Annotated in this window: 15 protein-coding genes and 1 pseudogene; 9 read left to right on the top strand and 7 right to left on the bottom strand. The window is 34.8% G+C overall.

What is annotated here, in order from left to right; genetic code table 11:
* Nucleotides 1–3: 3 nt before the first annotated feature.
* On the bottom strand, nucleotides 4–771 hold the full coding sequence (locus tag WCV66_RS21860) for a SurA N-terminal domain-containing protein (RefSeq protein ID WP_338786824.1): 768 nt from the start codon (nucleotides 769–771) through the stop codon (nucleotides 4–6).
* Nucleotides 772–1,259: 488 nt separating this feature from the next.
* Here WCV66_RS21860 and proC point away from each other — a divergent pair, with 488 nt between their 5' ends.
* From proC to WCV66_RS21835, 5 genes are all read left to right on the top strand, one after another.
* Nucleotides 1,260–2,111, top strand: coding sequence for a pyrroline-5-carboxylate reductase (gene proC, locus WCV66_RS21855; protein ID WP_338786823.1), 852 nt, complete (start codon nucleotides 1,260–1,262; stop codon nucleotides 2,109–2,111).
* Between the two features lie 208 nt (nucleotides 2,112–2,319).
* On the top strand, nucleotides 2,320–3,450 hold the full coding sequence (gene proB / locus WCV66_RS21850) for a glutamate 5-kinase (protein ID WP_066331263.1): 1,131 nt from the start codon (nucleotides 2,320–2,322) through the stop codon (nucleotides 3,448–3,450).
* 13 nt (nucleotides 3,451–3,463) lie between these two features.
* A complete protein-coding gene (locus tag WCV66_RS21845; RefSeq protein ID WP_338786822.1) occupies nucleotides 3,464–4,726 on the top strand; it encodes a glutamate-5-semialdehyde dehydrogenase in 1,263 nt (420 codons plus the stop codon).
* 206 nt (nucleotides 4,727–4,932) lie between these two features.
* Entirely contained in the window at nucleotides 4,933–5,295 is a 363-nt protein-coding gene (locus WCV66_RS21840; RefSeq protein WP_338786821.1) for a P-II family nitrogen regulator, read from the top strand.
* A gap of 1 nt (nucleotide 5,296) precedes the next feature.
* Nucleotides 5,297–6,616 (top strand): ammonium transporter, encoded by a 1,320-nt coding sequence (locus tag WCV66_RS21835; RefSeq protein WP_066331254.1) that lies wholly within the window; start codon nucleotides 5,297–5,299, stop codon nucleotides 6,614–6,616.
* Nucleotides 6,617–6,800: 184 nt separating this feature from the next.
* On the opposite strand, the gene WCV66_RS21830 is transcribed toward WCV66_RS21835, so the two are convergent.
* On the bottom strand, nucleotides 6,801–7,883 hold the full coding sequence (locus tag WCV66_RS21830) for a copper resistance D family protein (RefSeq protein WP_338786820.1): 1,083 nt from the start codon (nucleotides 7,881–7,883) through the stop codon (nucleotides 6,801–6,803).
* Between the two features lie 3 nt (nucleotides 7,884–7,886).
* The gene (locus WCV66_RS21825; RefSeq protein ID WP_338786819.1) at nucleotides 7,887–8,453 is read right to left on the bottom strand and encodes a copper resistance protein CopC; all 567 of its coding nucleotides are present in this window, start codon (nucleotides 8,451–8,453) and stop codon (nucleotides 7,887–7,889) included.
* A 289-nt stretch (nucleotides 8,454–8,742) separates the two neighbouring features.
* Between WCV66_RS21825 and WCV66_RS21820 the strand changes: the two genes are divergently transcribed.
* Both WCV66_RS21820 and WCV66_RS21815 read left to right on the top strand, forming a co-directional pair.
* Nucleotides 8,743–8,847, top strand: a complete 105-nt coding sequence (locus WCV66_RS21820; RefSeq protein ID WP_083964590.1) for a YjcZ family sporulation protein — start codon at nucleotides 8,743–8,745, stop codon at nucleotides 8,845–8,847.
* Between the two features lie 123 nt (nucleotides 8,848–8,970).
* Nucleotides 8,971–9,045 (top strand): annotated as a pseudogene (locus tag WCV66_RS21815) (YjcZ family sporulation protein); the annotation flags it as partial.
* A 47-nt stretch (nucleotides 9,046–9,092) separates the two neighbouring features.
* On the opposite strand, the gene WCV66_RS21810 reads toward WCV66_RS21815, so the two are convergent.
* From WCV66_RS21810 to WCV66_RS21800, 3 genes are read right to left on the bottom strand one after another with little or no spacing between them, the layout of a single operon-like run.
* Nucleotides 9,093–9,794: a hypothetical protein gene (locus WCV66_RS21810; protein ID WP_338786818.1), complete on the bottom strand. Its 702-nt coding sequence runs from the start codon at nucleotides 9,792–9,794 to the stop codon at nucleotides 9,093–9,095.
* Nucleotides 9,791–10,666 carry an ABC transporter ATP-binding protein gene (locus WCV66_RS21805; RefSeq protein ID WP_338786817.1) on the bottom strand — a complete coding sequence of 292 codons (876 nt, stop codon included), beginning with the start codon at nucleotides 10,664–10,666 and terminating at the stop codon, nucleotides 9,791–9,793. The genes WCV66_RS21810 and WCV66_RS21805 overlap by 4 nt, the downstream gene beginning before the upstream one ends.
* The gene (locus WCV66_RS21800; protein WP_338786816.1) at nucleotides 10,663–11,031 is read right to left on the bottom strand and encodes a GntR family transcriptional regulator; all 369 of its coding nucleotides are present in this window, start codon (nucleotides 11,029–11,031) and stop codon (nucleotides 10,663–10,665) included. Before WCV66_RS21800 ends, WCV66_RS21805 begins: the two co-directional genes overlap by 4 nt.
* Nucleotides 11,032–11,185: 154 nt before the next feature.
* Here WCV66_RS21800 and WCV66_RS21795 point away from each other — a divergent pair, with 154 nt between their 5' ends.
* Nucleotides 11,186–11,392 (top strand): zinc ribbon domain-containing protein, encoded by a 207-nt coding sequence (locus WCV66_RS21795; RefSeq protein WP_066331228.1) that lies wholly within the window; start codon nucleotides 11,186–11,188, stop codon nucleotides 11,390–11,392.
* Nucleotides 11,393–11,605: 213 nt separating this feature from the next.
* On the opposite strand, the gene WCV66_RS21790 is transcribed toward WCV66_RS21795, so the two are convergent.
* Entirely contained in the window at nucleotides 11,606–11,827 is a 222-nt protein-coding gene (locus WCV66_RS21790; protein WP_066331219.1) for a hypothetical protein, read from the bottom strand.
* Between the two features lie 377 nt (nucleotides 11,828–12,204).
* Between WCV66_RS21790 and WCV66_RS21785 the strand changes: the two genes are divergently transcribed.
* Nucleotides 12,205–12,993, top strand: coding sequence for a tyrosine-protein phosphatase (locus WCV66_RS21785; protein ID WP_338786815.1), 789 nt, complete (start codon nucleotides 12,205–12,207; stop codon nucleotides 12,991–12,993).
* Nucleotides 12,994–13,044 lie beyond the last annotated feature (51 nt).

Genomic DNA, 13,044 nt, shown 5'->3' with positions numbered 1-13,044 from the left:
GGATTATAATTTCAACTCTATTTTAGCGTCTTTTCGAAGTTCTTCTACTTTAGCACCAAGTTTTTCTTGCGTTTTTTGTTGCTCAAGCTGAACTTTTAACGTTTCTTTAACATCTTCGTATTTCGGTGTTTCTTGACCTTCTGCAACTGAACTAACCATAGAGTCATAATACTCTTTCAACTCTTCTTCTTTAACCTCTTCAACTTTTAAGTCTTTTTCTACATATTGGCTATATCGAACTTTATCAGCAATTTGACTTTTAAGTTCTTCAAGTGATAGGTTAGTATCTTTTAAAGCTTTTTCAAATGCTTCGTCATTCTCATATTGAGCTTTGATCGTATCTAAATCTTTATTAATAGCCTCTTCAGTCGCTTTATATCCTTTTTTATCAATTTCTTGCATGAGCAAAGTCTGTCCTACAAGGCTTTCAAGTGTATAGTCTTTTAATTGTTTTGCTGTTTCATCTGTCGTTGGGTCTTGTCCCATTTGTTGAAATTGAGTTTGCGAAATACTTAATGCTTCATTGTATTCAGAACCCTTAATCTCTTGACTATTAACAATAGCAACTACACTTTCATCCTTAACTTTTTGAGCATCAAGTTTCTTTTGCATTTCTTTTGCATCAGCTGCAGTTTGTTTTTCGTCAGCCTTTTCCTCTGTTGATTCTTTAGATGTTGCTGTTTCCTTCTCTTTGTCTTCATCATCATTACATGCAGCAAGTGAGAATGCTAATAGCCCCATTAATAATGTAAGTAGTAATTTTTTCATCATCTGTCGTTCTCCTTTCGCTATTAAGGGAAGAAAATCTCCTTAACTAGACGTACATAATTGGAATTGTATAACAATTAGGAGGAAAATGAAAGCTTCTTTACTAGGAAAGTAAGAAATAATTCAATATTCCTAAAAAAAGCATTCGGTATTTATTAAGCGTTTTCCTTTTAAGACTTGTTAGAAGGAAGCTAAATAAAGTAGTAGAGCTTAACGTTTTGAATAACTGCAACTGTTTACTCCTTAGGTGAATATCATAAAAATTTTGAATTTTTGATTATCATCATTCTTGAAAATAAGGGATGAGAAGCGATAAAGCTTCCTGAGACGCTTTTAAGAAGATATAACTCCTAATGGTAACGCTTACACTAACTAATTGAAAGAAATGCTTACAACATATCCTTAAGACCTTGAATATGAAATTCAGCGTGTTAGTATTAAACCGTTAGCAAAAATACGAACAAAAATACGAACGATATTGGAGAGATGAGATGTTATACAATAAAACAATTGCATTTTTGGGTGCGGGGTCAATGGCGGAAGCAATGATCTCTGGTTTAGTAAAATCAGGGGAAATCCCAGCGGAACAAATCGTTGCGACAAATCGTTCCAATCAAGAACGATTAACTGCTTTAGAAAGCAATTATGGAATTAAAGGGGTTAAACGAGAAAATCTCCAGTTTGATCAAATAGATATTTTTATCTTAGCTATGAAACCTAAAGATGTTGATAATGCATTGAACGACATAAAGAGTCATATCAAGCCAAATCAGCTCATATTATCTGTTTTAGCGGGAATTACAACATCATACCTTGAACAAAATCTCCATAAAGGCCAGCAAGTAGTTAGAGTTATGCCGAATACGTCCAGTACAATCGGAGAATCAGCTACTGCAATTTCCCCAGGTCATGAAACAGCCGATGAAAATGTGAAATTAACGAAAATCTTACTTGAATGTATTGGTGAAGTATACAAGATTGAAGAAAAAGATATGGATATCTTTACAGGACTTGCAGGAAGTGGTCCAGCCTATTTCTATTATTTAATGGAACATATGGAACAACAAGGCGTTCTAGCTGGACTTAATATTGAAACAACAAGACAAATTATTGCACAAACTATTGTAGGTGCTGCAAAGATGATTCAAAAGCAGGATAAAACACCAACTGTTTTACGGGAAAATGTTACGTCTCCAAATGGTACAACAGCTGCTGGACTTGATGCGCTTGATGAAAATGGTGGAGGAATCGCAATTTCTAAGGCTGTTGAACATGCTGCGAAACGCTCGAAAGAGATTAGCGAGCAGATACAAGAAAGTCTGTTAGTTGGTTCTTTGAAATAATAAATAGATAGTAACCTCACTTGCTTAAAAAGGTGAAGTGTTCATTAGACTAAAATATCGTACTAAATTTTTTTGTCTTGCGTAAGCGCCTAGCACTCGATCATAAGCCATCCATAAATGAATTCAATGAAAAGTCATATAAGATGGATAGTCCGTATGATTCAAGGTGCTAGCGCTTCGGACTAAAAACTGACTCAGGAGTGATAGAATGGCGACCCTAGACAATGAGAAAAAACGGGTTGTAATAAAAGTAGGAAGCAGTTCCTTAACTAGTCGACATGGAGAAATTAGTCGACGTAAACTAGAAAAATTAGCAGATGAAATAGCTTTACTTAAGGATGAGGGGCATGAAATTGTATTTGTTTCATCTGGAGCTGTCGCTGCAGGCTATCGAAAGCTAGGCTGTATTGATCGACCAACATCATTACCAGAAAAACAAGCCGCAGCTTCTATTGGCCAAGGCTTATTAATTGAAGCCTATTCAGAAATATTTTTATCACACGGTTATGTAGCTTCACAGATATTAATCACGCGTAGCGATTTTTCTGATGAATCTCGTTATAACAATGTTCGAAACACGTTAAATGTCCTATTAGAGCGTGGGATTATTCCGATTGTCAATGAAAATGACACGGTTACAGTTGATCGCTTAAAATTTGGTGATAATGATACGTTATCTGCTAAAGTTGCAGGTTTAATAGAAGCAGATCAATTGATTATCCTTTCTGATATAGATGGTTTATATGATTCAGACCCTCGCAAAAATGATGAAGCGAAACTGCTTGAAAAAGTATACGAAATTACACCTGAAATAGAAGAAGGTGCCGGTGAATCAGGAAGTGAAGTTGGCACAGGTGGAATGAAATCAAAAATCGATGCAGTAAAAATTGCGATGGCTTCAGGAATTTCGACTTTTCTAGGTAAAGCAAGCATACCGAATATTTTAGGTGATGCAGTAAATGGAGAGGCACGAGGAACGTATTTTGAAGTGACAAATGAGACAATAAACTTAAATCAGAAAAAGCAATGGATTGCGTTTCATTCTGGTCCTGAGGGTGAACTTGTTATTAATCAAAATATTAGAATGTCAATTGCTGATCATAAACATAGTATTTATTCATCAGATATCGAGGAAGTAAAAGGACAATTCGAAAAGGGTGCTGTAATTCGAATTATTGATCATCTAGGTGAAAGGATCGGCTTAGGAGTTGTAAATTACTCAAATGAAGATTTGGAAAAATTAAGTGAAATAACAGGTGAAGAGGTAGAAAAACTCGAGGTTGTTCATTTTGATGACCTAGTATGCGAGCTTGAATTGTCCTTACCTGTTGGAGTTTAAAAGGAGGAATTGCATGAATGTAACAAAAGAACAAACAAACGTTGAAGCACAAGCGATAGCAGCAAAGAAAGCAGCGAAAAAAGTTAGTTTATTATCAAATGAAGAAAAAAACGAAGCATTACACATTTTAGCTGATACATTGGAAAAAAATATTCAAGTCATTTTAAATGCAAATGAAAAAGACTTACAAGCAGGTCGTGAAAAAGGCTATGAAGAGGCGTATTTGGATCGTCTCGCCCTTTCGAAGGAACGCATCACAGATTTTGCAGAAGGTCTACGCCAAGTTGCAGAATTAGAAGATCCTACAGGGAAAATACTTTCGAACTGGACACTGGATAATGGATTACTAGTAGAAAAAGTATCCATTCCTTTAGGTGTCATCGGAATGATTTATGAAGCTCGTCCTAATGTAACTGTCGATGCAACAGGTCTTGCGCTTAAATCAGGAAATGCCATTATACTAAAAGGCGGATCATCTGCTTTATCATCAAACAAAGCCATCGTGGAGGTCATGCATGAGGCATTAATTGAAACGAAAATCCCGCAGGAAGCTGTTCAATTTATAGCAACTACAGATCGTGTGGCAACACAGCAGCTCTTTACAATGAAGGAACACATTGATGTGTTAATACCTAGGGGTGGAGGTTCATTAATAAATGCAGTTGTAAATAACGCAACAGTTCCAGTTCTTGAAACAGGTGTCGGTAACTGCCATTTATATATTGATGTTGAAGCAGATGTTGAAAAAGCATTAAACATTCTTGTGAATGCAAAAACAGACCGTCCAGCTGTATGTAATGCACTAGAAACAGCTATTATTCACAAGGAATGGCTTGATAAAAACAGTGAAGCACTCAATACTACCTTCAAAAAACATAATATTACGGTTCATGGAGATGAAACGGCACTTAGGTATTTCCCTAATGGAGTATTAGCAACTGAAGAAGATTGGGCTAATGAATATTTATCTTTAGACATTGCTGTAAAAACTGTAGCCAATATTGAAGAAGCAATTGATCATATTGAAACATATGGAACGAAGCACTCTGAAGCAATCATTACCGAAAACAAAGATACAGCAAAGGCGTTTATGAGTTTAGTAGATGCTTCAGCGCTTTATCATAATGCTTCCACTCGCTTTACAGACGGTGGGGCACTAGGTTTTGGTGCGGAAATTGGAATTTCAACCCAAAAGCTTCATGCTCGTGGACCAATGGGATTACCTGCATTAACAACTGTTAAATTTTTAATGTCTGGTAATGGACAGATAAGATAAGCTAATAATAGCTAAACGAAAAAGATGATTGACATATTGATGTCAATCATCTTTTTTGTCGTTAAAACATTTGGCAAAAAATCTAGTTTTCTACTTTATAGTTTTCTAAAAATTTTAATAGCTTAAACTGTTGACTCTGATTCAATTAATGTTATAATTTTTAACATAATAATGTTAGGAAACCTAACAATGAAAAGGTGAGGAGCATGAAAAAGATTGAAGCAATCATCAGACCTCAGAAGATTACCGAGACTATTAAAAGTTTAAAAAATATAGGAATAACAGGTTTTACAGTTTCACAAGTGGTAGGAAGAGGGAAGCAAAAGGATACGCAGGGTGTATATCGTGGAAAGAATTATAATGTGACATTACATCCGAAGATTAAGCTTGAAATCGTCCTATCCGATTACATGGTTGATCAAACGATCAAAACAATCATTGCTAATGCTCAAACAGGTGAAGATGGGGATGGGAAAATTTATGTATATCCAATCATAGAAGCCTATAACATTCGTACAGGTGAATCTGATGAAACGATCGATGACCTTACAGTAAAGGAGGGGATGTAATATGGAGCTAATTCATTTAAATACAGTTTGGATTGTGATTGCAGCAGCGATGGTTTTATTTATGGAAGGCGGCTTTAGTTTATTAGAAGCGGGTTTAGTCCGCACGAAGAATGCTGTTAACGTTACAATGAAAATTTTCGTTGACTTAACCATAGGTGCCTTAGCATTTTGGCTTTTTGGCTTTGGGATAATGTATGGGCAAGATGCTTTTGGCTTTATCGGGACAAGTTTATTTGGAAGTCCGGAAAAAATTTCTCTTAGTATTGAGCTGCCAAGTGAAGCATTTGTGCTTTTTCAAATGGGTTTTGCAATAGCCTGTGTTTCGATTATTTCAGGTGCAGTTGCTGAGCGAATGAATTTTAAAGCGTATATTATTACGGCCGCTTTGATAACACTTATTATCTATCCATTATCAGGTCATTGGATATGGAATAGTGAAGGTTGGTTGGCAAAGCTTGGTATGAAGGATTTTGCTGGTTCAGCTGCCATACACGCAGTTGGAGGTTTTGCAGCATTGGCAATGGCTAAACTATTAGGTGCAAGAAAAGGGAGATTTAATTCAGATGGTACGGTGAATGTTTTTGCACCTAGTAATATACCATTAGCATCAAGTGGTGCATTTATTTTATGGTTTGGTTGGTTTGCATTTAATAGTGGAAGTACACTAGATGCCACAAATACTTCCTTAGCATCAATTGCAATTAATACAATGCTTGCAGGGGCAAGTGGTGGAACTGTCACTTTATTATTGACAATGAAAAAGTTCGGAAAAGCAGATCCAAGTATGACGATAAATGGTGTTCTTTCAGGTTTAGTTGCGATCACAGCTGGTTGTGCTTTTGTTGATCAGTGGAGTGCGATTATCATTGGTGGAATTAGTGGAATCATTGTTATTTATGCAACACTTTTAATCGATAACATAAAAATTGATGATCCTGTTGGAGCGGTAGCGGTTCACGGCTTTAATGGAGTATTTGGAACTATTGCTGTTGGTTTATTTGATACATCAGCAGGATTATTTACAACAGGTCAGGTTTCCTTATTAGGTGTTCAGCTTCTAGGTGCAGCTGTCGTAGCGGTGTGGGGGTTAATTGGTGGAGCTGTTATAGCAAAAGTAGCTGAGGTAACTGTTGGCTTACGTGCTACAGAAGAAGAGGAAGAAGAAGGGCTTGATATGTCCTATCACGGTATTCCTGCATACAATGAACTTGAGCGTTTTACAGACTTACCTACAAGTCTTTATGATTTTGAAGAATCTACTGGGATTACTATTGCTAGGACTGAACAAAAACAGGTAGTAGGAAAGGCCGTTGCGGATTAGATTTGGATTGAAAAATTAGATTCGAGAAACATGTTTAATCTTAAAAGCTAATAAATACTAAGTAAAAAGAAGCTAATCTCCTAAAATAAGGTGATTAGCTTCTTTTATGTCTTTATGGCGTGGTATTACTCAATATTAAGAGGCATTACTTTGCCTGCCGCCTTATACTTAAGTACTTTCCTTTTTATCCTACAACTATCGACATCATCAATCCAAGGTAAGTGGCGATCATAAAAATGACGCCAAACACTAATGCAAGCCAAGGTGATACCCTTCTGTAAAAGCTTATAACGATCATGGATAAAAACATGATAGCAATAACAAGGAAGAGAATTGCTTGGAATCCTACAGAGAATTGGACTGTAAACGGAGCAACAACCTCATGCCCAAGCAATAACTCTACCCAGACGGCGCCTCCTTCTTGTATGACAGTGGCATTAACTTGATGGGGAGGTGGTAAAGTACCTAAAACACCAGTTATGAAAAAAACAATCATCAGAATAACAGTCTCAGTTTGAACCCACTTTTTTACATCAAATTCTGAATCTTTTTTTGTTTTTCTTGAAAGGAAGCCATTTATAAATGCAAATGCTAAAACAGGGATAATGCTAATATGCTTTACTAAAAGCATTTGACCATACGGCAATACCCAAGCATTCGCATAATCTCTCGGTTCAATTACAAAGAGCATAAGGGAAATCCCACTAATTGTTGTAATCAAAAATAAAACGATTGAGAGTGGTGTAAACCAACGTAAAAAGGAATGCCAATTTTCAATACTGTGAGCTAACCAGCCTACATGAATAAGAACTCCAACCCAAATGGTAATGGTTAAGAAATGAATTGAATGCGAGAAAAGGCCTGGCAATAAATCAAGTGTTGAAGCATGGCTTGCATAGCCTACAGAAACAATCATCAATAGTAAAAATAGTGCCTGTAAGTATTTGGAGCCTTCTACATAAATAATCATCCATAAAAACACAGCGAAAAAACTTCCATATAGCCAGGCAATTCCTACTTGAAACTCAGTTAAAATGGCATATGCACTAAAACTTAATAGTCCTTCAGTTGCAAAAAATGAAATGACCTGAAGGACTGGAAGAAACGTTAAAATGATAATACCTAAAACAGATAATAATAAACTTTGTTTTGAAGCTATTATGATTGGCTTTTTTGAAGCAGGTACAAATTGAAGCACAACATAGCCAACCAAATAAGAAAATAGCATGTACGTGACATATTCAGTCAATGGGATAAGTTGATTCATAAATTACCTCTTTTTACGTAAAAGAATCCAAATACCGAACGCTAAAAGGATGACTAATATGATAACAGATATAGTAGAAATCAGGGAACTGTTATCCTTAACAGTCTCGGGTGCAGCTTCTATTTCAGCTTTTTCTTCTACGACTGCATCATTCTTTTCCATATTCTCTTTAGTTTTGTCTACTTGTTCAGTTTCTTCTTGAACTTCTTCTTCAATTTCTGCATCAGGAATGTCCACTGTAAATGGAATATCCCCTGTTAGTACATGCCCGTCAGTTGAAGCAACTTTCCAAGTTAATAGATAGTTACCATTTTCGAGTGGTGCTGTTAATGAACCGATAATTTGTTGATCGATGACTGATATGGAATCAATTTTTATTGCTTCTTGTTCCTTAACTAATGTCAATGTGCTTTGATTTTCAATAGCCTCAGCGAATTCAACTTTAAGCTCACGTATCTCCTCTGTGATGGTTTCTCCCTCATTTGGATTTGAGGACGACACAGTAGTATGTGCTGAGGCATAAATTGGACATACCAAAATCAAGCATATAATAAATAAAAACTTCTTCATAAACTCACCCTTATTTTTTAATCTTCCTTACCTAGTTTCATTTTAACATTAATTGCTTTCTTCATTTTTAATACATTTCTTACAATTTAGCAAACAAGCCCTATAGGATAAGGTCTGTCTAATTTAAAATACCTAGAATTTTCATTTTTCTGCTTAGTTGAATTATTGGATGGATTTATACGATAAATAAGAGAAGAAATGAAATATACCTAGAAAACTGTGCGAATGCCCAACCGTACAAGTCCCTATTTTCATATTGTAGTAGTACAACGAAAGGGAGGTGTTGTTTATGAGTGGTGCAACTCCAGGTTGTGGTTACGGTAGTGGCTTTGCTTTAATCGTTGTTTTGTTCATTCTATTAATTATTGTAGGTTCGGCTTTCGTTGGCTATTAAGAAGAATTGGAATTTCTTTTAGATAAATCACTTAAAGGAGGATTTATAATGGGTTACGGTTATGGATTCGGTGGCTACGGCGGCGGCTGTGGTGGCGGTTATGGTTACGGCGGTGGCGGATATGGCTATGGTAGAGGTTTCGCGCTAATTGTTGTATTGTTCATTCTTTTAATTATTGTTGGCGCAGCTTGGTTTTAATAAAACCTAGTAAAAGAGGTCTGACGAATTCGTCAGACCTCTTTTACTTATCTTGATAAAGCTGGCAATGGAGATGATTTCTTAATGATAAACCAATTAATGATCAATAGAATAAAGCTAAAAATGATTAAGAATACAAAATTGATATTCATATCTTCATTCAAAAACCCTTGAAAGAAATGGCTGATTGCGTCCTGTACAAATGGTAAGAAATTAAAAAGTAGAACACAAGCTAATGTGATGAATCCACCAATTTGACCAAATCGATAGACAATCGAACCTAATAAATATCCAATCGTTAGTACAACAAAAATGATAAAACTGTCAAACAAGATTGAAAATCCAAAGCTTGGAGTATTCACAAGTAGTTTTGCAGGTTCAAAAATCAAGATTCCATCAACTAGTAAAAGATCTTGAGTATAATTTACGATAGATGTAACGATTTCATTTACAATTGCTAATCCGATGGACAATAGTAAGAGAAAAATACTTGCTGAAAGATGGAAAGAATTACGTGTTGCACCAAACTTTATACAAAATGGTAAGTTCTTTTTTGTGACTAAAAATCCAACAAACCCACAAAATACATAGGTAGCTATACTTGTAGAAATAACAACATTTCGAAAAGCGAAATCTGCCAGTACGAAAAGAACAACTATGGAAGAGAGAAGAATTGACCAGAAAATCATAAGTGAGAATTTCATTTCAGTGAACATATAATATAAAATTGCTTTTAACTCTTCCTTCAAATCGAAACACTTCCTTTAGAAGATGATGTGAGATAAACCATTAAATCTTGGATATGAACAGGTTCAACGGTTAAGTCTTGATTATATAGATCAGATTGATGAAAGGATTCTCCATATAACACAGCTGTTTGCTGTCCAACAAATTCTTTAACATGCAACACATTTTTCCCTTTGCAAAAATCTTGAACAATGTCCTTTTTACCTGTTACTGAAATGCTTTTTTCGATTAACACTTCAGCCTGCTCCTGGAGAACTAGCTTTCCTTCTTGTAAAATAATAACTTCCTCAAATAGGTTACTAACTTCATCAATTAAATGTGTAGAAAGAATAAACGTTCTTGGTTCATTTTCATATTCTTCTAGGAGCAATTCATAAAAGCGGGCACGTAATGCTGCATCAAGTCCGATATATGGTTCATCAAAAATCGTGACAGCTGATCGACATGCCAGACCAATCAGGATACCTAAAGCAGATTCCATCCCTTTGGATAAAGACTTTATACGAAGATTACGGTCTAAGTTAAATTCAATTAGTAGATTCTCTGCAATTTCTTTATTCCAATTTGGATAAAAAAGGGAAGAGATTTTTAAGACATCCTTGATTTTAAGTGATTGATTAAAATTACCACTTTCGTTAATTAAGCAAATATTCTTCAATACGTTTCGGTTGTTAAAGGGATTTAGTCCATTCAATGTTACACTACCATCAGAAGGGGAAATATGTCCTGCAATCAAATGCATAAGGGTTGTTTTTCCAGCTCCATTTCGACCTAATAAACCGTAAATTTTATTCTCCTCTAATTCAAAGGAGATATTGTTCAAACTTATTTTTTTACCGTACGTCTTTGTGATGTTCTCGATTTTTATTTTCATGATCTTGCCTCCTTTTCGATCAGTTCAATTAGCTCATCCTTTGTAATATTTAAGTTTTGAGCTTCTTGTTTCAATGGAATAATAAAGCTGTCATAAAATTCTTGTTTTCTTCTATTAACTAAAAGATCTCGTGCACCTGTTGATACAAACATACCTATCCCTCGCTTTTTATATAGAATCTCTTGTTCTACTAATTGATTAATCCCTTTTGCTGCTGTAGCTGGGTTTATTTGATAAAAAGAGGCAATTTCATTTGTTGATGGTGCTTTGTCTCCTTCTGTTAAAGATCCATTCAAAATGCTTTCCTCAATTTTTTCTGCGATTTGTTGAAAAATAGGTCGTTCTTGATTTAGAGAACGATTCATGAAATACCTCCTTACTCATTTGGTTAATTACTCATGTAACTAACTATATAACCAATTGGAAAATAATGCAATAGTTTTTTGGGGAAAGGAAAATGAAACCAATTTGAATGTTGAAACGTAAGTAAGATATAAGAATTAAAGGGAGATGGAATACATGAGTAGTAAAGGTTGCATAAAATGCGGAAGTCAAGATGCAGGGAAAAAAGAAGTAGCGATGACAGGAACGGGATTGTCTAAAATGTTTGATGTGCAAAACAATCAATTTATTGTTGTATATTGTAACAATTGTGGTTACTCTGAGTTTTACAATAAAAAAGCCTCAACTGCTTCAAATGTTTTTGACTTCTTTTTCGGGGGATAATAGGGAAATGGATCACAATCATTAGAGTGTTGAATGGCCTCTTTTTGAAATATAAAAGTAGATACAAAAGAATCTGATTGCTACTATATTGTTAATTCACTGAGTAAGATTAAGATGCTCATTAATTCATGAGCATCTTATTTGTCCAATAGGTTCAAGTTTCTAAAATGGGGAAAATTCACAGTTGAGATTTAATTACATATCCCAAAACGGTTAAGACGTTTTTTTCTCATTCTCTCCAATATGGATTAACGAATTTCTTTTAATCCAGTATTGGAAGCTATCTAAAGGAAATATTCCTCTCCGTTTAGAATTGTTCATTTGTATCACTACACTACCTTCTGTAACTTCTAAAATCTTTAATTTGTTCGAGTTGCTAATATTAGGAATAAAACTACCTTTCAGTTCAAATTCCATATTGTTGTATAAATCCATACTTAAAAACCTCCAATAAAAATTAATATTTATCATTAAATTTCCCTGAATTTCATTAATTATCCATTTAATTATTGAGTTTGTTTTCCTATTCTTATCATGCGGAAATAACCCCATCTAAAGAAGCTAAAGAAGGGAATAAGGTCGGTGCTAATCCCTTCCAATACGTTTTGTTTTTTTGTCAAAAGGAATATAAAAACATTTAGAGAATATGTAGATAGTCTCACATAAGAAAAGTGTGACGATTTTATTCAACTTCTAAATCTAAAAAAAGGTGGGATAGCATGGAAAAAATGATGGAAATGAAAAAAGTAAATATGGAGAAAAACTCCACTTAGTATCAACAAACAAACTGTTGCTTGAAAGGATAAGTAATCATGAAAATAGAAACAAAGAAGGATTATACCTTTGAAAAATTATATAATTTCCGTGATATTGGAGGGGTACAAATAGACGATGGGCGATGGATGAAAGCCGGAGTACTGTATCGCTCAGATGACATTTCTCGTTTGTCAAAAACTGATTTAGTCTTACTTCAGGAAATAGGATTAAAGCTAATCTGCGACCTTCGAACTGTGAATGAAAGGAAATCAAAAATGTATCAAATCCCCCAAAATTGGGGAACGGGATTTAAGCATATTCCGATTTTTCATGATAGTCAGGATTTATCACATCGAGAGTTTTTTCGTCTTTTAATTGGTAAATCAAAAGAATTAAATTTTGAAGAAATGATTCACGAATTTTATCAGTGTATGGTCAATGAAAGGAAGGCAGAGATAAAAGAAGTGATCACATCTATTGCAAACAATGAGAATGTTCCAGCGCTCATCCATTGTACAGGTGGTAAGGATAGGACAGGGTTTCTTTCTGCACTTATCCAGATGTATTTAGGGGTACCATATGAGACGGTCATTGATCAATATTTACGATCCAATGTATTAGTTGGCCCACGGATGAAAAAGGTAGAGCGATTTATTCGAGTTATGAGTATGTATCGAATCTCCTCTGATAGGATTAAACCATTGTTAATAGTGAATATAGATTATTTAGATAATGCTGTAAAAAGCATATTAAATCAATACAATTCTGTTGAGACCTATTTAATCAAGGGTTGTGGAATTGACGAAAGCTCCTTGCTTAATCTGAAAAAAATGATGATTGAATAATTGTAAATAATGCTGTTACATTCGAAGTGCCGGTTTTTATTTGATAAAATG

This window comes from Metabacillus rhizosphaerae (assembly GCF_037201795.1).
Taxonomy (GTDB): Bacteria; Bacillota; Bacilli; order Bacillales; family Bacillaceae; genus Metabacillus; species Metabacillus rhizosphaerae.
The sequence above is the reverse complement of the archived record's forward strand: the minus strand, read 5'-3'. Positions and strand labels throughout refer to the sequence as shown.

Coding starts and splice junctions, on each gene's coding strand:
- WCV66_RS21860 (WP_338786824.1), bottom strand. CDS start 771: ATGATGAAAAAATTACTACTTACATTATTAATGGGGCTATTAGCATTC.
- proC (WP_338786823.1), top strand. CDS start 1,260: ATGTTATACAATAAAACAATTGCATTTTTGGGTGCGGGGTCAATGGCG.
- proB (WP_066331263.1), top strand. CDS start 2,320: ATGGCGACCCTAGACAATGAGAAAAAACGGGTTGTAATAAAAGTAGGA.
- WCV66_RS21845 (WP_338786822.1), top strand. CDS start 3,464: ATGAATGTAACAAAAGAACAAACAAACGTTGAAGCACAAGCGATAGCA.
- WCV66_RS21840 (WP_338786821.1), top strand. CDS start 4,933: ATGAAAAAGATTGAAGCAATCATCAGACCTCAGAAGATTACCGAGACT.
- WCV66_RS21835 (WP_066331254.1), top strand. CDS start 5,297: ATGGAGCTAATTCATTTAAATACAGTTTGGATTGTGATTGCAGCAGCG.
- WCV66_RS21830 (WP_338786820.1), bottom strand. CDS start 7,883: ATGAATCAACTTATCCCATTGACTGAATATGTCACGTACATGCTATTT.
- WCV66_RS21825 (WP_338786819.1), bottom strand. CDS start 8,453: ATGAAGAAGTTTTTATTTATTATATGCTTGATTTTGGTATGTCCAATT.
- WCV66_RS21820 (WP_083964590.1), top strand. CDS start 8,743: ATGAGTGGTGCAACTCCAGGTTGTGGTTACGGTAGTGGCTTTGCTTTA.
- WCV66_RS21805 (WP_338786817.1), bottom strand. CDS start 10,666: ATGAAAATAAAAATCGAGAACATCACAAAGACGTACGGTAAAAAAATA.
- WCV66_RS21800 (WP_338786816.1), bottom strand. CDS start 11,031: ATGAATCGTTCTCTAAATCAAGAACGACCTATTTTTCAACAAATCGCA.
- WCV66_RS21795 (WP_066331228.1), top strand. CDS start 11,186: ATGAGTAGTAAAGGTTGCATAAAATGCGGAAGTCAAGATGCAGGGAAA.
- WCV66_RS21790 (WP_066331219.1), bottom strand. CDS start 11,827: ATGGATTTATACAACAATATGGAATTTGAACTGAAAGGTAGTTTTATT.
- WCV66_RS21785 (WP_338786815.1), top strand. CDS start 12,205: ATGAAAATAGAAACAAAGAAGGATTATACCTTTGAAAAATTATATAAT.